The organism is Acetatifactor muris, assembly GCF_024623325.1.
GTDB lineage: Bacteria > Bacillota > Clostridia > Lachnospirales > Lachnospiraceae > Acetatifactor > Acetatifactor muris.
Map to the genome: position 1 here is coordinate 353938 of NZ_JANJZD010000001.1, position 24054 is coordinate 377991.

The following is a 24054-nucleotide window of genomic DNA, read 5'->3' on the forward strand; positions in this document are numbered from 1 at the left end:
CAGGGAATATTCCGGGGGAATACTCCCTGTTGTAGTTCGTCGGTCTGTCTGAGAAAGGAAGATTTTCATGATTATCGAGATTGATTTTAACAGTGATGAAGCATTGTATCTTCAGCTGTGTAACCAGATTATCATGGGCATAGCGGCCTCGCGGTTCCACGAGGGGGATTCCCTTCCCAGTGTACGTCAGCTGGCGGATTCCATCGGCATTAATATGCATACAGTGAATAAAGCCTATACCGTGCTGCGTCAGGAAGGATATGTGAAGGTTGACAGAAGAAAAGGTGCGGTGATTGCCCTGGATATCGACCGGATGCGGACACTGGAGGAATTGAAAAAGGAACTGCAGGTCATTCTGGCGAAGGGCAGCTGTAAAAACATTTCCAAAGAAGAAATTTATGAGTTGATTGAAGAGATTTACGAAGAGTATGAATAAAGCAGGAATGACAGGTTATTTTCACATGTGAGTGAATGCTGCTCATGTGAAGCGGCAGATTGAGAGGAAAAGATATGCAGTCACGATTTACAGATAAGGCACAGGATGCACTGAACTATGCGTCCAGATATGCCGGTCGTCTGAAGCAGGGATATGTGGGAACGGAGCATATTCTCGCGGGTTTGCTGAAAGAGCAGGAAGGTGTGGCACACAGAGTCCTGACGGAAAACCATGTCGAACTGTCTCAGGTGCTGGATATGATTCAGGAGCTGATTGCGTTTGACGGCGGCGTGGGAATGAAAGAAAGAAACGGATATTCGCCCAGGGCGAAGAAGATTCTGGAGGAGGCCCACAGACAGGCCTACCGGTTCGGCCAGAAGGAGACGGGAACGGAGCATATTCTGCTGGCCATGATTAAGGAAGGCGAAAATGTGGCGGTTCGTCTGCTGAATACCATAGGCATTAATCTGCAGAAGGTGTATGTGGATACGCTTGTGGCCATCGGACAGGACGGCAACCTGTACAAGGAAGATCTGGGAAAGAGAGGTTCCGGAAAAGGAAAAAACTCCGCGCTGAATCAGTACAGCAGAGATTTGACTGCCATGGCCAGAGAGGGGATGCTGGATCCGGTTATCGGCCGGGAGGACGAGATCAGGCGGGTAATTCAGATTCTGAGCCGACGGACGAAGAACAATCCCTGCCTGATAGGAGAACCGGGGGTGGGCAAGACTGCGGTAGTGGAAGGGCTGGCACAGCGCATCGTGGCGGGAGAAGTGCCTTTTACCGTGAAGGACAAGAGAGTGCTGACGCTGGATTTGTCCGGAATGGTGGCCGGGAGCAAGTACAGAGGTGAATTTGAAGAGCGGATTAAAAGAGTAATCCGGGAAGTAATTGAGGACGGAAATGTCATCCTGTTCCTGGATGAACTGCATACACTGATCGGCGCGGGCGGCGCCGAGGGAGCCATCGATGCATCCAACATTCTGAAGCCTTCTCTGGCCAGGGGAGAGCTCCAGCTGATCGGCGCTACGACCATAGCGGAATACCGTAAGTATATCGAGAAGGATGCGGCCCTGGAGAGACGTTTTCAGCCGGTGAATGTGGAAGAGCCTGCCGAGGAGGAGGCCATTCGTATCCTGGAGGGAATTAAGGGGAAATACGAAGAGCACCACAAGGTAAAGATTACCCGGGAGGCTGTAGATGCGGCAGTGCGGTTGTCCAGCCGTTATATTAATGACAGGAATCTGCCTGACAAGGCCATCGACCTGATCGATGAAGCTGCTGCAAGCGCCAGACTCCGCATTGTGGATATGCCGGATAAACAGAAAGAGCTGCTGGAACAGATTAAACAGATGGATTTGCAGATAGAACGTTCCATCCGCATGGAGGCATTTTCTCAGGCTGTGGAAATCAAGCACAATCAGGATGAACTGGTGAAAAAATACCAGCGTATGAAGAAGCGCACGGAGAGCAGAGAGGCAGACAGGAAGTTTACCATCGGAGAGGATGAGATTGCGGAAGTGGTGGCCATGTGGACCAAAATCCCCGTGGCAAAACTGGCGCAGAAGGAAAGTGAGAAACTGCTGAAGCTGGAGGGAATCCTGCATAAAAGGGTAATCGGTCAGGAGGAGGCGGTGGAAGCGGTGGCCAGGGCCATGAGACGGGGACGTGTAGGGCTGAAGGATCCGAAAAGGCCCATTGGCTCCTTTCTGTTCCTGGGACCTACCGGCGTAGGCAAAACGGAGCTGTCCAAAGCCCTGGCGGAGGCCATGTTCGGCTCGGAAGACGCGATTATCCGTGTGGATATGTCAGAATATATGGAAGGACATTCTGTGTCCAAAATGATCGGCTCTCCGCCCGGATATGTGGGCTTTGATGAAGGCGGACAGCTCAGTGAGAAGGTCAGGAGGAATCCCTATTCGGTGGTGCTTTTTGACGAGATAGAGAAAGCCCACCCGGATGTGTTCAACATTCTGCTTCAGATACTGGATGACGGCCATATTACTGACTCAAAGGGCAGAAAAGTGAGCTTTAAGAACACTGTTCTGATTATGACTTCCAACGCGGGGGCGCAGCGGATTGTAGATCCGAAGAACCTGGGATTTGCGGCTGTCAGCGATGCGAAGCGGGACTATGAGAAGATGAAATCCGGGGTTATGGAAGAGGTAAAGCGCAGCTTTAAACCAGAGTTTATCAACCGAATCGACGATATTATAGTATTCCATCAGCTGAACCGGGAAAATATGAAAGCCATTGTCAGCCTTTTGGCTTCCAATCTGCGCGTAAGATGCGAGGAACAGATGGACATTAAGCTGACTCTGACAGCGGCACTGAAAGATCATCTGGCAGAAAAATATGCAGATGCCAGAATGGGGGCCAGACCGCTGAAGAGAGCAATTCAGTCCCAGGTGGAGGACTCGCTTGCGGAGGAAATTCTCCTGAAGAAAGTACAGCCCGGAGATGTGGTTTCCGCCGGAATCAAGAATGGAAAGGTCTGCTTTACTGTAAAACAGTGAATAGACAAACGGAAAACAACAGAGAAAAAAAGATAGAAAAAAATCATAATTTATATTATACTGTTAATGACGTACGGCGGCTGCGGAGCTCTGCGGAACGGGAAGCAGCGGAGTCTCTGGACAGTACCAGGAAGAGACTCGCAGAACGGGAATAGGAGGATATCAAGAGATGGCAGTGGTGGAAGAACTGCTTCGGAGCGAAGAAAACGGAGCAATCAGTTTCGGCAATCATAAGCTGGCAAAGAAAGCAAAAGTAGAGGATTACAAACATGCGGGAGATTTGCTGAAGGTAAAGACCTGCAGTGAAATTACCAAGCTGGAGAAGAACGGCATGTTCCTCTATGAATCTGTGCCGGGCACCAGCGTTCTGGATTTTACAGAGAAGGAAGACGGCGTGGAATTTGTGGTGGAAGGCGATGAAGACGCTCAGATTACCATAGGGCTCAGAGATGATAAAGTCTATGAGGTATTCGTGGACGGCAGGAGTATCGGAGCTATAGAGACCGGATTTGGAGGAAAGCTTTCTCTGAGTGTGGAACTGGGGGCGGCCGACGAGGTACCCGTAAAAGTAGTGCAGATTTAAGGGGAAGGAAAATGGCCAAAGGAAAGAATTCCACCATTTTTTTCTGTCAGAACTGCGGATATGAATCCTCCAAGTGGATGGGACAGTGTCCGGGCTGCAGAGAATGGAATACTTTTGTGGAGGAGACGGTCAGCAGACAGTCACGCGGAGGCGTCTCCTCTTCGCCGGGAGAGAGGCGGGGCAGAGTGCTCCCTACCATACTGGCGGAAGTGGATGTCCGGGAGGAAGACAAGCTTGTAACCGGTATCGGAGAGCTGGATCAGGTACTGGGCGGCGGTATTGTGCGGGGGTCGCTCACTCTGGTGGGCGGTGATCCGGGAATCGGGAAATCCACGCTGCTTTTGCAGGTGTGTCATAACCTGGCAGACAGCGGACATAATGTGCTGTACATATCCGGGGAAGAGTCACTGGCTCAGATTAAGATGCGGGCTGACAGAATCGGGGAATTTTCTTCCCGGATGCTTTTGCTGTGTGAGACAAATCTGGAGACAATTTCGGAAGTGATCCGCAGCGGAAAGCCAGAGGCAGTGATCATTGATTCCATTCAGACCATGTACAATGAGACTGTATCCGCGGCGCCCGGCAGTGTGTCTCAGGTGCGGGAATCCACAGGGGTTCTGCTGCAGCTGGCAAAGGGGCTGGGAGTTTCTGTCTTCATTGTGGGACATGTGACAAAGGACGGAACGGTGGCAGGCCCCAGAGTGTTGGAACACATGGTGGATGCGGTATTGTATTTTGAAGGGGACAGACATGCTTCCTATCGGATTCTGAGAGGAGTGAAGAACCGTTTCGGCTCTACCAATGAGATAGGCGTCTTTGAAATGCAGGAGAAGGGGCTGGCAGAGGTGAAGAATGCCTCGGAGTATATGCTGAACGGCAGGCCCGAAAATGCCAGCGGCTCTGTGGTGGTATGCACCATGGAGGGGACCAGACCGCTGCTGGTGGAAATTCAGGCTCTGGTGTGCCACAGCAGTTTCGGCATTCCCCGCAGGCAGACCACGGGTACAGATTTCAACAGAGTGAACCTGCTGATGGCCGTGCTGGAGAAACGCTCCGGCGTTCAGCTTGCATCCTGTGATGCTTATGTGAATATCACAGGGGGCATTAAAATTGCGGAACCGGCTATTGACCTGGGGATTGTGATAGCGGTATTGTCCAGCTTTAAGAACTGTATCCTGAGTACCAGACTGGCGGCTTTCGGGGAAGTCGGCTTAAGCGGAGAAGTCAGAGGTGTGAGCATGGCAAAAAACAGGGTAACAGAAGCGGAGAAAATGGGATTTGATACCTGTATTGTGCCCTGGGTATGCGCGGAGGAGTGCCGTAAGGGCAGCAGGATTAAGGTGATCGGGGTGAAGACGGTTCAGGATGTGATTGACGTCCTTTTTTAGAAGACAGAAAATGGACAGAAAATATAGTCAAAAAATATGTAAAAATTACTTGATTATTGATAGCACTCTGTGTTATAATATTTTTCGTCGGTGACAGATCGACGTTCAGGGGAATAGTACAATGGTAGTGCGGCGGTCTCCAAAACCGTTGATGGGAGTTCGATCCTCTCTTCCCCTGTTCAGCCAATAAAAGTGCTGTAAAAGCTTATATGTTGGGAGAAAGCGTAAAGTCTGAAAAGGCGTTACGCTTTTTCCTTATCTTAGTTCCGTAACAGTCAGGGCGCTGGACCTGACTGTTACTGAGCTCCGGGAGCAGCCGGTACAGAAAAGGAGACAGATATGGATAAAAAGGAACAGTTGGAAAAGGCGCTTGTACTTTTGCATGATTTTGTGTGTACCCTGTCAGAACAGGCAGGAGAAAGCAGAGAATACGGGGAACAGCTCTGGGAGAGAATTCGCAGGTCGGAAGGTGTACTGCAGGAGCTGGCTTATTACTATGACAATAACCGCTTTTTATGTCAGTATCAGGTGGAAGGTTATACGCTGGCCGATATTCTGATATGGCAGGTGGATCATTTTAAACTGTATATGGACAGGCCGGATGATATGAATCGTTACAGACAGCAGAGGCTGTTGCTTGCCGCGCTGGATACCATGCTGCGGATGGAGGAGGACCCGGAGCCTTACATAGAGAAAATGCGGGCCGAAACAGGACAGGATATCCTGAAATGACAAAAGCACCCGTAAGTGAATTACGAGCGCCTTTGCCTATAAAAGGGGAATTCATATATAATATACACAATACCCCCAGGATTGTCAATATCTTTTTAAAAAATCTTTTATTTTATTTTTTTCGACTTTTTTCATGCTTTTTTGCGGTTTTATAACAATTGGGGTCACGGGATAAAATAAAGTAAAAAGAAGCTTTGGAGACTGCATTTGAAGCATTGGGGAATCAGAAAGGAGACAGAAGAATGGTTAAAACAGAATATGGTTTACAGATGTACAGTCTGCGGGATGTGACAGACAAAGACCTGAAAGGGTCACTTGAGAAAGTGGCGCAGATGGGGTACAGGTATGTGGAATTCGCCGGTTTCTTCGGACATACGGCGACGGAGGTGAAATCCTGGCTGGATGAGTATGGGCTTGTATGTTCGGGAACACATACGCCGGGAAGCGCGCTGGCGGCAGAGGTGATCGACGAGACAATTGCCTATCATAAAGGAATTGGCTGCGGCAGCCTGATTATCCCGGGAATGGACTGGTCTTCGGAAGAGAAGATGGAGCAGAACATTGCGCTGCTGAATACGGCACAGAAGAAGCTTTGGGAGAATGGGATTGCATTAGGATATCATAACCATTCTGCCGAGTTTTTCCCCACTGCTTACGGGAAAATCATTGAAGAGGAAATTATCAGCCGGACGAATGTGGAACTGGAGGTGGATACTTTCTGGGCCTTCAATGCCGGAATAGACCCGGTTGCATTCTGTGAAAAAATGAAGCAGAGGATTCGGGTCATTCACTTAAAGGATGGAATTCCCTGCAGACGGTCATGCCGGAATGCCTCCTCCTGTCATGAAGGCGTCCGCGGAACTTCCGTCGGTGAGGGAGAGGCTCCTGTGGAAGCTGTCCGGGACTGGGCGATCCGGAATCATGTTCTGATGGTTATTGAGTCGGAGGGGTGTGAGCCTACCGGCATGGAAGAAGTGAAGCGGTGCATCAGTTTCCTTTCGGGCCTGGAATGAAAATATGGACCAGGAGTTACCGGATTGGCTCTGAAAAAAGCAGCGGTGTATTTGATTGTAAAAGTTCAGACGGGTCACTGAATTGTCAGGGATTCCGCAGGATTCCGCAGATTAATAAATTTTTGCTGTACATTTAAGAAAAATATGATAAAATAAAACATATGTGTCATTTTTTGCTGTATTAAAAAGCAGAGCAGAAGGCGGGATGTTTATGGAAGAGCGTGTGGGATACCGACAACAGATCATACAGGAATATAGACGGCTGCTGGAACCGCTGCTGCGCTATCTGCCATGGCTGGAAAGTAATTCCGGTAAAGCTGTGAGCCGCAATTACCAGGGGCAGGGGCTGAGCAGCCGTTCTATGAGTTTTCCTGTCTATGATGCCACATTGATGAACTTTGTCAGAGAAGCGGCCGCCTCAGAGCTGATGGACCGCAATTACTGCTATGTATATACGCGGAATCGCATCAGAAATCATGAGGATGAGAGAAAAGTGATTGCGGCTGCGGAGCTGAAGGACTGGGAGATTCTGCGGGGAATTCTGTCAAAATATGTGCTGGAGGGCATGACAAAGGCTACATTGTGGGGTGAGGCAGTGCGGGAGAATATATTTGTTCTGACACTGAAGCAGATGCGTAATATTGTTGAATATTGGGACAGGACGAAGAGATAAGGGTACCGGGTGGAGGATAAAATGGGAGAGAAATCCGCACAGAAGAAGAAGTTCATATTGGAGACGGCCAGGAAGGTCTTCGTGGAAAAAGGATTTAAGAAAGTGACCATGAAGGACATCGTGGAGGCATGTGAAATCAGCCGGGGCGGTCTCTATCTCTATTTTGACAATACCGGCCAGATTTTTCTTGAAGTGATGAAGCTGGAGAGTCAGGAAGCCGACGATGTCTTTTCAGACAGCATCGCCGACGATGCCACCGCCGCGGATATTCTGGTTCTGTTCCTGAAGGAACAGAAGAAAGAGCTTCTCAGAAAAAGCGATACGCTGACGCAGGCTATCTATGAATACTATTTTCAGAATCAGCCCGGCAGAAAGGATAATGTCCTGAAAAAGCAGTTCGATTCCGCGGTAAAAATTATTGAGAAGCTGATAGAGACAGGTGTGGACAACGGAGAATTTTACTGTGAGGATTGCAGGGGCATGGCGAGAAATATCATGTTTGTTCTGGAGGGCCTGAAGATTTCCGCCCAGACAATCGGGGTCACTGCGGAGGCTGTGGACAGGGAGATTCTCTTTATTCTGAGGGCGCTGGGGCTGGATGATGCGGAGGAACTTCTGGGCTGATGGGACCTGTGCGGGGAGACAGGAGACAGGGATAACGATTAATACAGGAACTGAGATCAAAACTGAATGGAGGAATATGGGAATGGTCAGACGGATCTATGTGGAGAAAAAGAAGCCTTTTGCCGTAAAGGCAAAGGAGCTGCGGGAGGATATCGAAAGCTTTCTGGGAATCAGGGTGGAAGGCGTCAGAGTATTTATCCGCTATGATGTGGAGAACATTTCGGAGGAAGTATTCGGTCAGGCCTGCAGAACCGTTTTTTCGGAGCCGCCTGTGGATGATCTGTATGAGGAAACGCTGGAGATTCCGGCCGGTGCCAGAGTGTTTTCCGTGGAATATCTGCCGGGACAGTTTGACCAGAGGGCGGATTCGGCGGTACAGTGTGTACAGTTTTTGAAGGAGGAAGAGGAACCGGTCATTCGCACGGCGGTTACCTATATGATTCTGGGAGAGATCACGGAGGAGGCGTTCTCACGAATTAAAGCATACTGTATCAATCCTGTGGATTCCAGGGAGACCGACGAGATCAGGCCGGATACTCTGATCACGAAATATGAGGAGCCTGCGGATGTGGTGGTGCTGGAAGGCTTTGCCCGGATGAGCGGGGAGGCCCTGAAGGAGCTTTACACCTCTCTTTCCCTGGCTATGACGTTTAAGGATTTCCAGCATATTCAGAAGTATTTCAGAGAAGACGAGAAGCGGGATCCCAGTATGACGGAAATCCGTGTGCTGGATACCTACTGGTCCGATCACTGCCGTCATACAACTTTCTCCACAGAGCTGAAGGATGTGGAGTTCGGAGAGGGGTATTACCGCTTTCCCATTGAGACTACTTATCACAGTTATCTGGATACCCGTGAGGAGATTTACGGGGACAGAGCGAAAGAGGGGCATTCCGGGGGCAAGTTCATCTGCCTGATGGATCTGGCGCTGATGGCCATGAAGAAGCTGAAAAAAGAGGGAAAGCTGGCGGACATGGAGGAGTCGGATGAGATTAATGCCTGTTCTGTGGTGGTTCCTGTGGAGATGGATTACGGTGACCATAAGGAGACGGAGGAATGGCTGGTATTTTTCAAAAATGAGACACACAACCATCCCACAGAGATAGAACCTTTCGGCGGGGCGGCTACCTGTCTGGGCGGTGCGATCAGAGATCCCCTTTCCGGAAGAGGTTATGTATATCAGGCCATGCGTGTGACGGGAGCGGCGGACCCCACGGTTCCCGTTGCGGAGACGCTGAAGGGCAAGCTGCCGCAGAAAAAGCTGGTGCGGGGCGCTGCTGACGGCTATTCCTCCTACGGGAATCAGATTGGACTGGCCACGGGCTTTGTGAAAGAGATTTATCATCCCGCCTATGTGGCAAAAAGAATGGAAATCGGGGCGGTAATGGGCGCTGCGCCCAGAAAAAATGTGATCCGGGAGACTTCCGACCCGGGAGACATTATTATTCTGCTGGGGGGACGTACCGGAAGAGACGGATGCGGCGGTGCAACCGGTTCCTCCAAAGTACATACAGAAAGCTCCATTGAGACTTGCGGCGCGGAGGTACAGAAGGGAAATGCGCCCACAGAACGCAAGATTCAGAGACTGTTCCGCCGGGAGGAAGTCAGCCGCATCATTAAGAAATGTAATGATTTCGGCGCGGGAGGCGTGTCTGTGGCCATCGGTGAACTGGCGGACGGCCTGACGGTAGATTTGGATAAGGTGCCGAAGAAGTATGCGGGTCTGGACGGAACTGAGCTTGCCATCTCAGAGTCTCAGGAGCGGATGGCCGTGGTGGTTGACCCGGCGGACGTGGACAAGTTCCTGGCTTATGCCGGGGAGGAGAATCTGGAGGCTGTGGCTGTGGCTGTGGTCACAGAGGAGCCCCGGCTGGTGCTGAACTGGAGAGGCAGGAAAATCGTGGATTTGAAGCGTGCTTTCCTGGATACCAACGGCGCGCATCAGGAGACAAAGGTAAAGGTGGATATTCCGGACGAGAAAGAGAACTATCTCAGGAAGACGGCGGTCCCCGCGGTGAAGGAGAGCCTGGAAAAGGGCGATGTAAAGCAGGCCTGGCTGGCGCTGCTGAACGATTTGAATGTGTGCTCCCAGAAAGGCCTGGTGGAAATATTTGACGCTTCCATCGGTGCGGGCAGTGTACTGATGCCTTACGGCGGGAAATATCAGCTGACAGAGACACAGACCATGGTGGCGAAGCTGCCGGTGCTGGAGGGCAGCACAGATGTTGTCACTATGATGAGCTATGGCTTTGACCCCTGTCTGTCATCCTGGAGCCCTTATCACGGCGCTGTCTATGCGGTGGTGGAATCCATGGCGAAGATTGTGGCTTCCGGAGGAGACTGCTCGGGAATTCGCTTCACTTTCCAGGAATATTTCCGGAGGATGACGGAGGATCCTGCCCGCTGGAGCCAGCCTTTTGCGGCTCTTCTGGGAGCTTACGACGCGCAGATAGGATTCGGACTGCCTTCCATCGGCGGAAAGGACAGTATGTCCGGTACCTTTAATGACATCGATGTGCCGCCCACACTTGTCTCTTTTGCCGTGGACGTTGCAAAATACGGAGAAATTGTGACACCGGAGCTGAAGAGAGCGGGAAGCAGACTGGTGCGCTTTGTGATAGAAAAGGATGAATTCGACATTCCCGTGTACGATGCCGTGATGGGACTGTATGATTATATTTACAGGCTTATGAAGGAGAAGAAGGTACTTTCCGCTTACGCACTGGATGCAAAAGGTGTGGCTGCCGCTGTCTCCAAGATGGCCTTCGGCAATAAGCTGGGTGTATGTGTAGACAGCGATGTGAAAGCGGAGACCCTGTTCGAGAATGGGCTGGGAGATATTCTGGTGGAGGTTTCACCGGATGTCCTGGCAGAAATCAGGGAATCTGATTATGACTATATGGTAACAGGCACAGTCAGCGCAGAGTCTGTATTTACTTTCGGTGAAGTGCGGATAGAGATGGAGGAAGCCTTGAATGCATGGACCTCCAGGCTGGAGAAGGTATTTGCCACCAGAGCTTCGACAGATATGACTTCCGTGGAAAGTAAAGTGTATAAAACGGACAGTATCTATGTATGCCGGAACAGGACGGCCAGGCCCACCGTATTTATTCCTGTGTTCCCGGGGACCAACTGTGAGTATGACAGTGCAAAGGCATTCTCACAGGCCGGAGCCCATGTGGTGACCAGGATATTCCGCAATCGGACTGCTCAGGATATCCGGGAGTCTGTGGATGAATTTGAGAAGGCCATTGCACAGGCGCAGATTATCATGTTCCCCGGCGGCTTTTCCGCGGGCGATGAGCCGGACGGAAGTGCGAAATTTTTTGCCACTGCTTTCCAGAATGCGAAAATAAAGGAAGCGGTGAGGAAGCTGCTGGATGAGCGGGACGGACTGGCTCTGGGCATCTGCAATGGTTTCCAGGCGTTAATCAAGCTGGGGCTGGTGCCGCACGGCGAGATTGTGGGACAGAAGGAAGATTCCCCGACGCTGACCTTCAATACCATCAACAGACATATTTCCAAAATGGTGTATACGAAAGTTGTTTCCAATAAATCTCCCTGGCTTCAGGGGGCCGTTCCCGGCGGTGTCTACTGTACCCCTGCCTCTCATGGAGAAGGTCGGTTTGTGGCGCCGAAGGAGTGGCTTGACAGGCTCTTCGCAGGCGGCCAGGTGGCTACCCAGTATTCTGATCAGGACGGCAATGTGTCCATGGATGAGGAATACAATATCAATGGTTCCTACTGTGCCATAGAGGGGATTACCTCGCCGGACGGCAGATGCTTCGGCAAGATGGCCCATGTGGAGAGACGGGGCGACGGTGTGGCCCTGAACATTTACGGCCAGCAGGATCTGAAGGTTTTTGAATCCGGGGTGGCATATTTCAGATGAGATTACAATAAATTTACATGACCTTGTAGAGAGGAAATCTCCTTTCTATGAGGTCATTTTTTTCCCCGATTCCCATGAAACATTCCGGGAGAGATTCCCGTAAATTTTTTGAATACACGGCTGAAATAGAGAGGATCCTGATATCCCACCAGCCTGGCCACTTCGGACACGGACAGGCTTTCGGTGAGAAGCAGCTCTTTGGCACGCTCCACGCGCAGGCCGGTGAGAAAACGAACGGGGGAGACGCCGACGGCGTCCTTAAAACGGTGAGAAAAATGGTCAACGCCCAGATGGCAGAAATCTGCCATGGCGCGGATGTCCCAGTTGTCCATATAATGTCTGTGCAACTGTGTAATGAGACGGTCTATGGGGGGATTATCGGTCTGCGCGCTGTCCTGGACATGCATAAAACGGTTGAACAGTGCCAGAAGCCTGTGAAAATCCGCTCCGACGACATCCTGAAATCGGAACTTGTGAAGCTGCAGTTCCAGGATGATTTCTTCAAATACCTGTTTCAGGGCAGGATGGATTCCAATATGAGAATCCCGAATCTGAAAGGAAGAAAGAAGGGAGGGAATGTCACTTCCCGAAAAATGAATCCAGTAGATTTCCGGATTCTCTTCCGCCAGATAGGTGTAGACCTGAGGCTCATGAGGGGGATAGAGAATGAGGCTGCCGGCAGGCACTTTTTCCCACACGCCGCCTCTCAGAAAATGCCCGCAGCCCTCACAGAGATAGAGCAGCTGGTAATCGGAGCGGCCCTCGGGACGGCGGACAGAGAAGTCTTTGCTGAAATGATACTGATGGCCGCAGCTGACTACAAAGAGGGGAAGCAGGGCATCTTCCGGGAGAAGGTAATCTCCTGTACTGTGGGAACGGGCGGTGATACGGATCATAGATTGCCTCCTTAAAGCAGAATTATCCATATAGGCAACATAATATGGTATGGAATATACGCGGCGGTATAGTGTACTATAGTAACATAATATGAGCATTTTACCATGAAGACAGGAAGAAAGTAAACACAGAAATATGAATATTTGGCGGGGGAGCTGCCTGCAGATGTCTCCCGCCGACAGATTGCAGTGACTGACTTCATGGAAGGCGCTGTCTGAACGGTCAGAGAGATACAGAAAATTTCAGGAGGAACGCGGATGAAGGACTGGGAAAGAACGAGGAAGTGGCTGGCTGATATGGATGACAGGGAGATTAAGCTTGCCTCCCACCGGGGGAAATTCTCCTCCAGCGTGATAGAGAATACCTCACTGGCCTTTCTCACGGCAATCGGAGAAGGGGCGGATATTGTGGAGATGGACTTGGACCTGACCAGAGACGGGATTCTGACAGGACATCATGACAGAACTATGAAGCGGTTATTTTCCCATGAGGGAAAGATTGCGGATTACACATGGGAAGAAATCAGGCAGATGCCCCTTTATAATTATCTGGGAGAGGTGAATGTGACAGGGCTGGAGACCTTTGAGGAGATTCTGCGTAACCTGAAGGGTAAGACGGTAATGGCGCTGGACAAGTGCTGGGACCACTGGGATGCGGTATATGAAGAGCTGGTGAAGGCAGATATGGTGGGGCAGGCAATTTTCAAATTTCCTGTATGGAATCAGCAGGCGGCGAAATGGGCGTCTGATCATGGAGACTGTATGTTCATTCCCATGGTGAAGGATGCGGAATATCTGAAGGACGTGGAGATGCTCCGGAGAAAAATGCCGATTGTGGCGGTGGAGACAGTGCCTCAGAGCCCGGAGGACAGCCTTTTTGCGGAGGATACTTTCGCCTGGATAAAGGACCGCCATATGAAGGTGTGGTGCAATTCCCTGAGCCTGGCCAGGCGTCTGGTATACGGCGCAGGTTATGATGATTTGAAGTCCCTGGCCTGCGGAGGTGCGGCAGGCTGGGGTGTCCTGGCGCAAAAAGGAGTGGACATCATTCAGACGGACTGGCCGGCGGAGGCAGATACTTTTTTGAAGACAATTCACAGAAGAGGCCATGTTTCAGCGGTCTGAACCGGCCTGGACCAGAGCAGCGGGATATCATGTGAGAAAGAAGAAAGCAGTCCCTGAAGAATCAGGCTGAGAAAAGAGGTTCATAAAAAGTGTGTTATGGGGAAGGGAAAAGGATGGAGAAGAGAAAGAAGCAGCTGATATTTTTGATGACAGACACCACCAGAAAGGACATGCTGGGATGTTATGGAGATGCGCGGATGCGGACGCCAAATCTGGATGAACTGGCGGAAGAAGGGATCCGTTATGAGAATGCCTATTCCTGTCAGCCAGTGTGTGGTCCTGCAAGAAGCGCTGTCTTTACCGGCACATTTCCACACACCAACGGCATGGTGACGAATTCCGTTGCCATGGGGGCTAATGTGAAAACCATCGGCCAGAGACTGACAGATGCGGGGATTCACTGTGGCTACATCGGGAAATGGCATCTGGATGGAGGGGATTATTTCGGACTGGGCAGATGTCCGGAGGGGTGGGATTCTGCCTACTGGTATGATATGCGCTGTTATCTGGAGGAGATGACAGAGGAGGAGAGAGTAAAATCCAGGATACGGGAGACCTCCTACGGGGATGATATGACGGAAGAATTTACGTATGCTCACAGATGTACAGACAGGGCTTTGAGATTCCTGGAGGAATATGGGGAGGAGGATTTCTTTTTAACGGTATCCTATGACGAACCTCATGGGCCGTCTCTCTGTCCGAAGCCCTTTTCTGCCATGTACAGAGGGTTTCAATATGAGGACAGTCCTGCATTTCACGACGACCTTATGGGAAAGCCTCTGATGCAGAGACTTTGGGCGGGGGAGAACCGGAAGGCGACCTCGGAAGAACTGAGAAAGCCGGGCGGAAGGCTGGAGCTGCTTTTGGGATGTAATTCTTTCGCAGATTATGAGATGGGAAGAATTCTGAAGGTTCTGAAGGAGAAGCTGCCGGATGCCATGATTATCTATACCTCGGACCACGGTGCCATGCTCGGCGCTCACCGGCTGTCGGCGAAAAATGCTTCCATGTATCGGGAAGTGGCCAATGTTCCGCTGATTATCAAGGGCGGGGAGCGTGCCAGGGTGGTGGAGGCGCCCGCATCCCATATTGATCTGGCGCCGACCATTCTGGAATATTTCGGACAGCCCATACCAAAGCTTCTGGAAGGGAAAAGCATGCTTGCCCAGATTTATGATACGTCTGTGACTGTCAATGACACAGTGTACACGGAATTTACCCGATATGAGGCAGACCATGACGGATTCGGCGGCCTTCAGATGATGCGGGCCGCCACGGACGGCCGCTATAAACTGGTGATTCACCTGCTGGATACGGATGAATTTTATGATACCCGGACAGACCCTTATGAGGTGGAGAATCGGATTGAGGATCCGGAATGTGCCGGTATACGCAACAGGCTTCATGACAGAATTCTGGAACATATGAACGATACCAGAGATCTGTACCGGGGATACCAGTGGGCCTGCAGACCCTGGAGACCGGAGAAGAAGCCGTCCTGGGAAAATGACGGGTATACCCGTCAGAGAGAGAATGAAGAATATGAGCCCAGGCAGTTGGATTATGATACAGGTCTTGAGATGAAAGAGGCTGTCCGGAGGAAGAAAGTGAAGAAGTGATGCGGAATACAATTCATGTGATGATTAAACCGGCCGGCGGCCTCTGCAATCTGCGGTGTAAATATTGCTTTTATGCGGATGAAATGCATAAGCGGAAGACAGAAAGCTATGGGATGATGACAGAGCAGACGCTGGAACAGATCATTTCAAAAACCCTTGCCGGGGCGAAGGAGCAATGTTTCTTCGTCTTTCAGGGCGGGGAGCCTACATTGGCGGGAATTTCCTTTTTCCAGAGAGCAATTGCACTTGCAGAACGGTATAATGTCAACAGATGTGCGGTGGAATACGCCCTGCAGACCAATGCCACGCTTCTGGATGATGTCTGGTGCAGATTTTTCGCGGAAAAGCATTTTCTGATCGGGGTGTCTCTGGACGGGACGAAAGAGATTCATGATGCCAACAGGATAGACGCGGACGGAAACGGTACTTATGACAGGGTTGTGGAAGGCATTCGGCTTCTGGAAAAGCATAAGGCAGAATTCAATATTCTCACGGTTCTGACAGGAAGCTGCGCCGGGAATTTCCGGAAGATATACCAACAGTATGAGAATAACGGATGGCACTATCAGCAGTACATTCCCTGCCTGGAACCTGTTGGGGAAAAAAGAGGAGGGCACTCCTGGTCTCTGACGCCGAAACGATACGCACAATATCTGCGGACGGCATTTGACTGCTGGTATTGGGATGCCATATCAGGGAAGAAGAAATATAATCGGTATTTTGACAATCTGCTCTTGAGAATGGACGGGCAGCATCCGGAAGCCTGCGGCATGAGCGGCCACTGTTCCATACAGTATGCGGTGGAGGCGGACGGCAGCGTATATCCCTGCGATTTCTATATGCTGGATGAATACCGGCTGGGAAATCTGAATACAGACAGCTATGACGAACTGGACAGGCGGAGAAGGGAACTGAAGTTTATGGAGGAGAGTCTCGCAGTACATCCGGACTGTGAGTCGTGTAAATGGAAAGCATTGTGCCGTGGCGGATGCCGCAGAGACAGGGATTATTTTGAACAGGGCATGGGGAAAAACTGTTATTGCGATGCATACAGAGAATTTTTCCCTTATGCATGGCCCAGGCTGCAGCTGCTTTACCGGAGTCTTCTGGCCGCAATTGAATAAGTTTAAAAAGCGCAGATATGTTATTGGCAGAATCGGGTATACTGAGAGAAGGAATGACAGCAGTTCGTACAGGAGCGGAACGATTGCAGGAAAAAGTCAGATGCTCCCAATAGGAATCTGGTTGTGACAGGAGGAAAATATAATATGCGCAAAACAATCAACTTAAATCAAAACTGGAGGTTTATCCGGGAAGATGCGGGTCTGCCGGAGATGCTGCCCCTGGAGTGGCAGGCAGTGGATTTACCGCACACCTGGAACGCGGTGGACGGACATGACGGAAACGGCAGTTATTATCGGGGGAAATGTTGGTATGCCAGAAGCTTTCAGACGCCCGAACAGCCTCTTCCGGGCGGCAGGGTATATGTGGAGATCCCGGCGGCCGGGCAGCAGGCGTGGGTCTATGTAAATGGCCGGCAGGCCGTATATCATGAGGGCGGCTATTCCGCTTTCCGGGCGGACATTACCAGGCTGTGTACAAAAGAGGGAGAGAATCTCCTGGTGATTGCCTGCAGCAATGAGAATAAGAGCAGTGTATATCCGCAGGCGGCGGACTTTACCTTTTACGGCGGTCTGTACAGAGGGGTTAATCTGATCAGTGTGCCGGAAACCCATTTCGACCTGGACTATTACGGAGGGCCGGGACTGCAGGTGACGCCGAAGCCCTGTGATGACGGGGGAGCAACTTTTGAGCTGGTCTCCTGGGTGACAAAGCCGGACGAGAATTTTACAGTGCTGTATTCCATTCTGAATGAGAGGGGAATGGAAGTGGCTTCCGCGGTGCGGCCGGCGGATCAGACGAAAGTGACAGTCTATGTGCCGGACGCGAAAGCGTGGAATATCAGTGCTCCCTGTCTGTATACAGTGACGGCCACATTACAGAGAAGAAACGAGGCTTATGATGAAGTGTCAGTGCGGGCCGGCGTGAGAAGCTTTTCCTGTGACGCGGACATGGGATTCTGTATCAACGGTGTCTGGACGCCGCTGCGGGGGGTGAGTCGTCATCAGGACCGGCTTTACCAGGGCAATGCCCTGACCAGGGAAGACCATTTTGAGGATGCGCGGATGATCAGGGAACTGGGAGCCAACACAATCCGACTGGCACATTATCAGCATTCCCAGGACTTCTATGACGCCTGTGATGAGCTGGGATTTATCGTCTGGGCCGAGATTCCCTTTATCAGTGTCATGAATCAGGATCCCGCAGCCCATCAGAACTGCATCAGCCAGATGAAAGAGCTGATTATCCAGAATTATAATCATCCATCCATTTGCTTCTGGGGGGTGTCCAATGAAATCCTCATCGGGGGGATCTCCGACCAGCTGGTGGAAAATCACAGAGAACTGAATGCATTGTGTAAAGAACTTGACCCCACCCGCCTGACTGCAATCGCCCATGTGTCCATGACGCCGGAGCAGAGTCCCATGCACGGAATCACGGATGTGGAGAGCTACAATCACTATTTTGGCTGGTATGGGGGAAAAATGGAGGACAACGGGCCCTGGCTTGACAATTTTCACAGAGTGCACCCGGAAATCTGTCTGGGTCTGTCTGAATACGGTTGTGAAGGGATTGTCACCTATCATGGTCCGAACCCGGCCTGCAAGGATTACAGCGAGGAATATCAGGCGCTTTACCATGAGCATATGGCGAAGGTGCTGGAGGAACGGCCCTGGATCTGGTCCAGCCATGTGTGGAACATGTTCGATTTCGGCTGTGCGGCGCGAAACGAAGGCGGTGTGGCAGGCAGGAACAATAAAGGCCTGGTGACCATGGACAGGAAGACGAAGAAAGACAGCTATTATATTTACCAGGCGTACTGGAGTGAAATGCCGATGATTCATCTCTGCGGCAGGCGCTATGCCAGGCGGGCGGGGGAGACCACACAGATTAAAGTATACTCCAATCAGCCGAAGGTTACGCTGTACCTCAACGGGAAGCCGGCGGCGGTACAGACGAACAGTAAAGTGTTCACATTTCAGGTGGCCCTGGAGGAAGGATTCAATATTGTGACCGCGGAGGCGGGAGGAATCAGGGACAGTATGACACTGGAAAAGGTAGAGAAGGAACCGTCCATCTATGTGCTGCCTGAAGTAAACGAAAGAGCGGAGGGTGTTGCAAACTGGTTTAAGCTGGCGGGCAATCTGGACCTGAAGGCGCCTATGGAATTCCCGGAAGGAAAATACAGTGTCAGGGATACCATGGAGGAACTTGCCGAATGCCCGGAAGCTCTGGAGATTGTCACAAATGCTGTGAAGCTGGCCACAAATATGAAGCTTGCTCCCGGAGAGGGCATGTGGGATATGATGAAGGCCATGACGCCGGAGGATATGTGCCGGATGGCGGGAGCCATGATGCCGGAAGGCTTTGTGGAAAGTCTCAATGCGAAATTAATCCGGATAGACAAAAGGCAGTCATGATAAGTCATAGATTGGATAATTGCAGAAAATCAGATAAAAATCAAAGGAGTGCCCCATAAGGCATTGCCCGATATGGAAAAAATTGGTATAATATCTGAGACAGAAGCAGGACTGCTGTACGACAATGTGAAGGAGGTTTTTTATGGGAATGCAGATGGGTTTTCGCTGGTACGGCGAAGGCAATGACAGTATCAAGCTGTCGGATATTAAGCAGATTCCGGGTGTGACAAGCATCGTCTGGGCGCTGCACAATAAGATGCCCGGCGAGGTCTGGCAGGAGGAGGAGATTGCGGAGGTACAGAAGGCGCTGGCTCCCTATGGATTTAACATGGATGTAGTGGAATCTGTCAATGTACACGATGATATCAAGATTGGCCTGCCCAGCCGGGACGGTTATATTGCCAATTACATTCAGACGATCCGTAATCTGGCAAAATTCGGTGTGAAGGTAATCTGCTATAATTTTATGCCCGTTTTTGACTGGACAAGAACTGACCTGTTCCACCCTGTGGGAGACGGGTCCACCGCTCTTTATTACGAGGCGGACAAAATTCATGATGACCCCAAAGAGATGGCCTCCTATATCCTGAACAACATGCATGGGCTGACCTTCCCCGGGTGGGAGCCGGAGCGCATGGCGAAACTGGACGAACTTTTTGAGGCATACAGACCTGTGACCAAAGAGAAGCTCTGGGAGAACCTGAAATACTTCCTGGAGCAGCTGATGCCTGTCTGCCATGAATGCGATATCAAAATGGCCATCCATATGGATGATCCGCCATGGGATATCTTCGGACTGCCCCGCCTGCTGGTGGACGCGGAATCTGTGGACAGATTCCTGGCCATGGTGGATGATCCCTACAACTGTCTGACTCTTTGCTCCGGCAGCCTGAACGCAAATCCGGAGAACAATGTGGCAGATATTGTCCGCAGACATTGCGACAGAATTGCGTTTGCTCATATCCGCAATGTAAAGCATTTCCCCAACGGAGATTTCTCGGAGGCAAGTCATCGGGACTGCGATGGAGATACCGGCATTGTGGAGATTATCAAGGCATATCACGACGGCGGATTTGACGGATATATCCGTCCGGACCACGGACGTCATTTATGGGGAGAAGGCCCCGGCAATGTCCGGCCCGGATATGGCCTCTATGACCGGGCGCTGGGAATCATGTATATGTGGGGAATCTGGGACATGCTGGACAGACTGGATGCCGCGAAATAAAAGCAGCTGCGGAAGAAGGGAGTTACTGGAATGAAGCTTATTGACATAAAGAAAGAAACGGGCCCGGAATGGGCCGAAAAAGGATATCAGATGCCGCAGTTTGACATTGAGGCAGTGCGGGCAAAAACCCATGAGCAGCCAACCTGGGTGCATTTTGGGGCGGGTAATCTCTTCAGGGCATTTCCCGCGGCCATTCTGCAGCAGGCGCTTGATTCCGGAGAATATGACAGAGGTGTGATTGTGGTGGAGGGATTTGACTTTGAAATCATTGACAAGGCTTACCGCCCCTATGACAATCTGAGTCTGCTGGTGTGCCTGCAGTCCGACGGCAACATTGAGAAAAAGGTGATTGCCTCCGTCACGGAGAGCCTGAAGGCAGATTCACAGTTTCCGAAGGACTGGGCGAGACTTGCGGAGATTTTCTGCAATCCCAGCCTGCAGATGATTTCCTTTACCATCACGGAAAAGGGATATGCGGTGGCTCCTGCCGATTTGGAGCGCGGCCTGGCGCCTGTGCTGATTATGGGTAAGGTCACACTGCTTTTGTATGAACGCTATCTGGCCGGGGAACTGCCGCTGACATTGCAGAGTATGGACAACTGCTCTCACAATGGAGACAAAGTGAAGGATGCCGTCCTTGCCTATGCGGAAAAATGGGCCGAAGAAGGTCTCGTGCCGGCGGAATTTCTGGAGTATGTGCAGAATCCGGCAAAGGTGACCTACCCTTGGAGCATGATAGACAAGATTACGCCGCGGCCGGATGCAAAAGTGCAGAAGATGCTGGCAGAGGATGGGTTCGAGGACAACTACACCATTTTCACGGACAGGAGAACTTATACGGCTCCTTTTGTCAACGCCGAAGAGACAGAATATCTGGTGATTGAAGATAAATACACCAATGGCCGACCTCCTCTGGAGCTGGGTGGTGTGCTGTATGTGGACCGGGAAACTGTGGACAAGGTGGAGCGAATGAAGGTTTGCACCTGCCTGAATCCGCTGCATACGGCAATGTCGATTTACGGCTGTATCCTGGGCTATGACCTGATTTCCGCGGAGATGGAGGACGAGGATATCAGAGGACTGATTACAAAGCTGGGACATATTGAGGCCATGCCTGTGGTGGTGGATCCGGGTGTGTTAAAGCCTGCGGACTTTATCGATGCCGTGCTGAACCGCCGTCTGCCAAATCCGTTTATGCCGGATGCACCTCAGCGGATTGCCACGGACACCAGCCAGAAGATTCCCATCCGTTTCGGGGAGACCATCAAGGCTTATCAGGCCAGGGGACTGGATATGGATGCCCTGATCCTGCTGTCGCTGGTGCTGGCGGGATATGCCCGTTATCTGAAAGGAATTGATGATACCGGCAAAGCCTTCGAGCCCTCGCCGGATCCCCTGCTGGAGGAGCTGAGAGCCATTGTGGCACCGCTGGAAGTGAAAAAAGGAGAACAGGATTTCTCCTGTCTGAAGACACTGTACAGCCGTCAGGATGTATTTGGCGTGGATCTGTATGCGGCCGGTCTGGGTGAGCGCATCGAGGGAATGGCAAGAGAGCTTTTTGACGGCCCCGGTGCGGTGCGAAAAACGTTGCACAAATATGTGACGGCAAGGTGATTCCCCGGAGAAAATGGACTCGTGGCAAATTGCTGCAATTTGATAGTAAAAATTCCGCCTGGATGTAAGTCCGGGCGGTTTTTTGCGGTAGTTTGAGAGCAGAAATGAGGTCACCTTTGACACTGCGGATATCGTGCTTCATTGCTTTCAATAGTGAAACAAATCCGGGAGCTGCCGGGCGGGAAATTCGGGAGAGGTTCGCAGAAGGAGAAAACAGGAAGATGAAAATATCGTGGAAGAGCAGTCTGATGCTGTTTACGGCGGCATTTATATGGGGAACGGCCTTTGTGGCACAGCGTGTCGGTATGGATTATCTGGGCCCGTTAAGCTTTAACGGGGCCAGGTTTCTGATGGGCAGCCTGGTACTCTTACCGGTAATCTGCTTCAACAGGGGAAAAGCGAAAAAAGAAGATAAGAAGACGGGAAATCTGAGAACTACGGCCCTGGGAGGTATCTGCTGCGGGATGGCACTGTGTGCGGCGGCTCTGTTACAACAGTATGGGATTTTGTACACAACGGTGGGTAAGGCAGGTTTTATTACCACTCTGTATATTATTCTGGTTCCCTTCTTCGGGATCTTTTTGAGAAAAAGGATACCGGGCAGAGTCTGGGCCGGCGCGGCCATTGCAGCCTTTGGGATGTACCTGCTGTGCATGAGTGAGAGCTTTTCGCTGAGCAGAGGAGATATACTTGTGCTGCTCTGCGCGATTCTGTTTTCCGTACATATTCTGATAATTGATCATTTTTCACCCAGAGTGGACGGGGTGGAGCTTTCCTGTATCCAGTTCCTGACAGCAGGCATCATCGGGAGCTGCCTTGCCCTTGTCTTCGAGAAACCGGACATGCGGGATTTTGTCAGGGGCATTGTGCCTCTGGCATATGCGGGAATCCTTTCAAGTGGTGTGGCTTATACACTGCAGGTGCTGGGGCAGAAGAACACAGATCCCACGATTGCCTCCCTGATTCTGAGCCTGGAATCAACAGTGTCAGTGCTGGCAGGCTGGGCAATCTTAGGACAGAAGATGACAGGAAGGGAACTTCTGGGCTGTGCGGTGGTTTTCTGTGCTGTGATCCTGGTGCAGCTTCCAGGGAGAAAGGGAAGCTCAGATGTGTGATGGAGTCTGCGCCGCTTTGGGCTGTTACTAAGGTGAAAGTCTTGTGCAAGTGCCGCTGTCTCAGTAAGGGTTATGTGCAGCACCGCTCGCAGGCAATTGGCACCGAAAAACAAGGTAGTGTAAAAAAGTTTGTGTCTATGGTAGAAAATGGCTCCTTTTTGGTAAGAATCAAGATATGAAAATTCTTATCGAAGAGGAGTATTTATATGCTGGTAGCAAAGGAACAGATTCGACAGATTATTACAGACAATAACGTCAATAGTGTGTGAAACCATTCTGCCAATTATACATGAATTTGGACCATATTGTGAAAAATTTACATAGAAAATGATTGCCATTCTTATAAAGCATATAAAAGATTTGTTGAATGGTTTTATATGTTTTTAGGGCCGGCAATCCTGAATGTTTTTTACTGTAAACGAGAGGAGGTGCGTCATGGATTTTGTACACCGCAGAATGGAAATCATTAGTATTTTATCAGCGAAAAGACACATAACAACAGGGAGCTTGCATGGGAATTTGGCGTTACAGGACGCACGATACTTCATGATATTGTTGCATTGTCTTTTGATTACCCGATTTATACAAAACCGGGTGAGGGCGGTGGGATTTTTATTGCAGAAAATCAGAGTGAAAAGAGAAAGAAATTCTTTTTCGGATTATTCACAAGTACGGTGCGGACAAGCTGAAAATTTAAAACATATTTTATTTGTGATGCGGAATGAAAAAGCATCACTTACTGACAACTGAATATGGACAGTCCTGCAAGGCGTATGAAACAGCCGAGCTGTGCCGAAACACGCCATGACTGCCTGTGATGAACAGGCAAGAGCGGGAAATGTTTTAGAGTAAACAAGGTGTGGGGACCTTGCGCCATGACACTGTTTCCTGATAATGATACTTCCGTAAAACGGTCACAAAGATGATGGTGCTAGTGTAGTGACATGTTGATATATAGACAAATTATGCTGGTAAATACAGCCGTTTTGGTATATACTAAGAAAAAAACGGCGGTGATTCCTATGGCAAGACCCAGAAAATATGTAATCAAGCTTACG

The 24054-nt window shown here is 50.7% G+C and carries 18 protein-coding genes and 1 tRNA gene; 18 read left to right on the forward strand and 1 reads right to left on the reverse strand.

Translation table 11 applies throughout. From position 1 onward, the window contains the following. Positions 1-67 precede the first annotated feature (67 nt). The 10 genes from NSB25_RS01685 to NSB25_RS01730 all read left to right on the forward strand — a co-directional run bounded on the left by NSB25_RS01685 (position 68) and on the right by NSB25_RS01730 (position 11857). The gene (locus NSB25_RS01685) at positions 68-436 is read left to right on the forward strand and encodes a GntR family transcriptional regulator (protein WP_103240509.1); all 369 of its coding nucleotides are present in this window, start codon (positions 68-70) and stop codon (positions 434-436) included. 74 nt (positions 437-510) lie between these two features. Then, entirely contained in the window at positions 511-2952 is a 2442-nt protein-coding gene (locus NSB25_RS01690) for an ATP-dependent Clp protease ATP-binding subunit (RefSeq protein ID WP_103240510.1), read from the forward strand. A 169-nt stretch (positions 2953-3121) separates the two neighbouring features. Continuing rightward, positions 3122-3535, forward strand: coding sequence for an endosialidase (locus tag NSB25_RS01695; protein ID WP_103240511.1), 414 nt, complete (start codon positions 3122-3124; stop codon positions 3533-3535). Positions 3536-3546: 11 nt separating this feature from the next. Then, on the forward strand, positions 3547-4923 hold the full coding sequence (gene radA / locus NSB25_RS01700; RefSeq protein WP_103240512.1) for a DNA repair protein RadA: 1377 nt from the start codon (positions 3547-3549) through the stop codon (positions 4921-4923). Positions 4924-5030: 107 nt separating this feature from the next. Next, positions 5031-5101: transfer RNA gene (locus NSB25_RS01705), tRNA-Trp, on the forward strand. 161 nt (positions 5102-5262) lie between these two features. Continuing rightward, positions 5263-5655, forward strand: coding sequence for a hypothetical protein (locus NSB25_RS01710; protein WP_103240513.1), 393 nt, complete (start codon positions 5263-5265; stop codon positions 5653-5655). A 242-nt stretch (positions 5656-5897) separates the two neighbouring features. Further along, positions 5898-6668, forward strand: coding sequence for a sugar phosphate isomerase/epimerase family protein (locus NSB25_RS01715; protein ID WP_146040081.1), 771 nt, complete (start codon positions 5898-5900; stop codon positions 6666-6668). A 211-nt stretch (positions 6669-6879) separates the two neighbouring features. Continuing rightward, the gene (locus NSB25_RS01720; RefSeq protein WP_146040082.1) at positions 6880-7341 is read left to right on the forward strand and encodes a hypothetical protein; all 462 of its coding nucleotides are present in this window, start codon (positions 6880-6882) and stop codon (positions 7339-7341) included. 21 nt (positions 7342-7362) lie between these two features. Further along, positions 7363-7965, forward strand: coding sequence for a TetR/AcrR family transcriptional regulator (locus NSB25_RS01725; protein ID WP_103240516.1), 603 nt, complete (start codon positions 7363-7365; stop codon positions 7963-7965). A 76-nt stretch (positions 7966-8041) separates the two neighbouring features. Then, positions 8042-11857, forward strand: a complete 3816-nt coding sequence (locus tag NSB25_RS01730) for a phosphoribosylformylglycinamidine synthase (RefSeq protein ID WP_103240537.1) — start codon at positions 8042-8044, stop codon at positions 11855-11857. Positions 11858-11910: 53 nt separating this feature from the next. Here the strand turns inward: NSB25_RS01730 and NSB25_RS01735 are convergent, their stop codons facing one another. Next, a complete protein-coding gene (locus NSB25_RS01735) occupies positions 11911-12753 on the reverse strand; it encodes an AraC family transcriptional regulator (protein WP_172455158.1) in 843 nt (280 codons plus the stop codon). Between the two features lie 258 nt (positions 12754-13011). Between NSB25_RS01735 and NSB25_RS01740 the strand changes: the two genes are divergently transcribed. The 8 genes from NSB25_RS01740 to NSB25_RS29865 all read left to right on the forward strand — a co-directional run bounded on the left by NSB25_RS01740 (position 13012) and on the right by NSB25_RS29865 (position 23746). Next, complete coding sequence (locus NSB25_RS01740) at positions 13012-13878, forward strand: glycerophosphodiester phosphodiesterase family protein (RefSeq protein ID WP_103240518.1); 867 nt, start codon at positions 13012-13014, stop codon at positions 13876-13878. A gap of 113 nt (positions 13879-13991) precedes the next feature. Next, positions 13992-15497, forward strand: a complete 1506-nt coding sequence (locus tag NSB25_RS01745; protein ID WP_103240519.1) for a sulfatase-like hydrolase/transferase — start codon at positions 13992-13994, stop codon at positions 15495-15497. Further along, positions 15497-16621: an anaerobic sulfatase maturase gene (locus tag NSB25_RS01750; RefSeq protein WP_103240520.1), complete on the forward strand. Its 1125-nt coding sequence runs from the start codon at positions 15497-15499 to the stop codon at positions 16619-16621. Before NSB25_RS01745 ends, NSB25_RS01750 begins: the two co-directional genes overlap by 1 nt. Before the next feature lie 144 nt (positions 16622-16765). Next, positions 16766-19039, forward strand: coding sequence for a glycoside hydrolase family 2 protein (locus NSB25_RS01755; RefSeq protein ID WP_103240521.1), 2274 nt, complete (start codon positions 16766-16768; stop codon positions 19037-19039). A gap of 148 nt (positions 19040-19187) precedes the next feature. Beyond that, a complete protein-coding gene (gene uxuA, locus NSB25_RS01760) occupies positions 19188-20267 on the forward strand; it encodes a mannonate dehydratase (RefSeq protein WP_334293794.1) in 1080 nt (359 codons plus the stop codon). Positions 20268-20297: 30 nt separating this feature from the next. Beyond that, positions 20298-21881, forward strand: coding sequence for a mannitol dehydrogenase family protein (locus NSB25_RS01765; protein ID WP_103240523.1), 1584 nt, complete (start codon positions 20298-20300; stop codon positions 21879-21881). Between the two features lie 221 nt (positions 21882-22102). After that, positions 22103-22996, forward strand: coding sequence for a DMT family transporter (locus NSB25_RS01770; RefSeq protein ID WP_103240538.1), 894 nt, complete (start codon positions 22103-22105; stop codon positions 22994-22996). A 435-nt stretch (positions 22997-23431) separates the two neighbouring features. Then, positions 23432-23746, forward strand: a complete 315-nt coding sequence (locus tag NSB25_RS29865) for a hypothetical protein (protein ID WP_330406145.1) — start codon at positions 23432-23434, stop codon at positions 23744-23746. Positions 23747-24054: the final 308 nt, after the last annotated feature.

Excerpts from the sequence above, each read along its gene's own strand:
- NSB25_RS01685 (WP_103240509.1), top strand. The coding sequence starts at position 68 with ATGATTATCGAGATTGATTTTAACAGTGATGAAGCATTGTATCTTCAG.
- NSB25_RS01690 (WP_103240510.1), top strand. The coding sequence starts at position 511 with ATGCAGTCACGATTTACAGATAAGGCACAGGATGCACTGAACTATGCG.
- NSB25_RS01695 (WP_103240511.1), top strand. The coding sequence starts at position 3,122 with ATGGCAGTGGTGGAAGAACTGCTTCGGAGCGAAGAAAACGGAGCAATC.
- radA (WP_103240512.1), top strand. The coding sequence starts at position 3,547 with ATGGCCAAAGGAAAGAATTCCACCATTTTTTTCTGTCAGAACTGCGGA.
- NSB25_RS01710 (WP_103240513.1), top strand. The coding sequence starts at position 5,263 with ATGGATAAAAAGGAACAGTTGGAAAAGGCGCTTGTACTTTTGCATGAT.
- NSB25_RS01715 (WP_146040081.1), top strand. The coding sequence starts at position 5,898 with ATGGTTAAAACAGAATATGGTTTACAGATGTACAGTCTGCGGGATGTG.
- NSB25_RS01720 (WP_146040082.1), top strand. The coding sequence starts at position 6,880 with ATGGAAGAGCGTGTGGGATACCGACAACAGATCATACAGGAATATAGA.
- NSB25_RS01725 (WP_103240516.1), top strand. The coding sequence starts at position 7,363 with ATGGGAGAGAAATCCGCACAGAAGAAGAAGTTCATATTGGAGACGGCC.
- NSB25_RS01730 (WP_103240537.1), top strand. The coding sequence starts at position 8,042 with ATGGGAATGGTCAGACGGATCTATGTGGAGAAAAAGAAGCCTTTTGCC.
- NSB25_RS01735 (WP_172455158.1), bottom strand. The coding sequence starts at position 12,753 with ATGATCCGTATCACCGCCCGTTCCCACAGTACAGGAGATTACCTTCTC.
- NSB25_RS01740 (WP_103240518.1), top strand. The coding sequence starts at position 13,012 with ATGAAGGACTGGGAAAGAACGAGGAAGTGGCTGGCTGATATGGATGAC.
- NSB25_RS01745 (WP_103240519.1), top strand. The coding sequence starts at position 13,992 with ATGGAGAAGAGAAAGAAGCAGCTGATATTTTTGATGACAGACACCACC.
- NSB25_RS01750 (WP_103240520.1), top strand. The coding sequence starts at position 15,497 with ATGCGGAATACAATTCATGTGATGATTAAACCGGCCGGCGGCCTCTGC.
- NSB25_RS01755 (WP_103240521.1), top strand. The coding sequence starts at position 16,766 with ATGCGCAAAACAATCAACTTAAATCAAAACTGGAGGTTTATCCGGGAA.
- uxuA (WP_334293794.1), top strand. The coding sequence starts at position 19,188 with ATGCAGATGGGTTTTCGCTGGTACGGCGAAGGCAATGACAGTATCAAG.
- NSB25_RS01765 (WP_103240523.1), top strand. The coding sequence starts at position 20,298 with ATGAAGCTTATTGACATAAAGAAAGAAACGGGCCCGGAATGGGCCGAA.
- NSB25_RS01770 (WP_103240538.1), top strand. The coding sequence starts at position 22,103 with ATGAAAATATCGTGGAAGAGCAGTCTGATGCTGTTTACGGCGGCATTT.
- NSB25_RS29865 (WP_330406145.1), top strand. The coding sequence starts at position 23,432 with ATGGATTTTGTACACCGCAGAATGGAAATCATTAGTATTTTATCAGCG.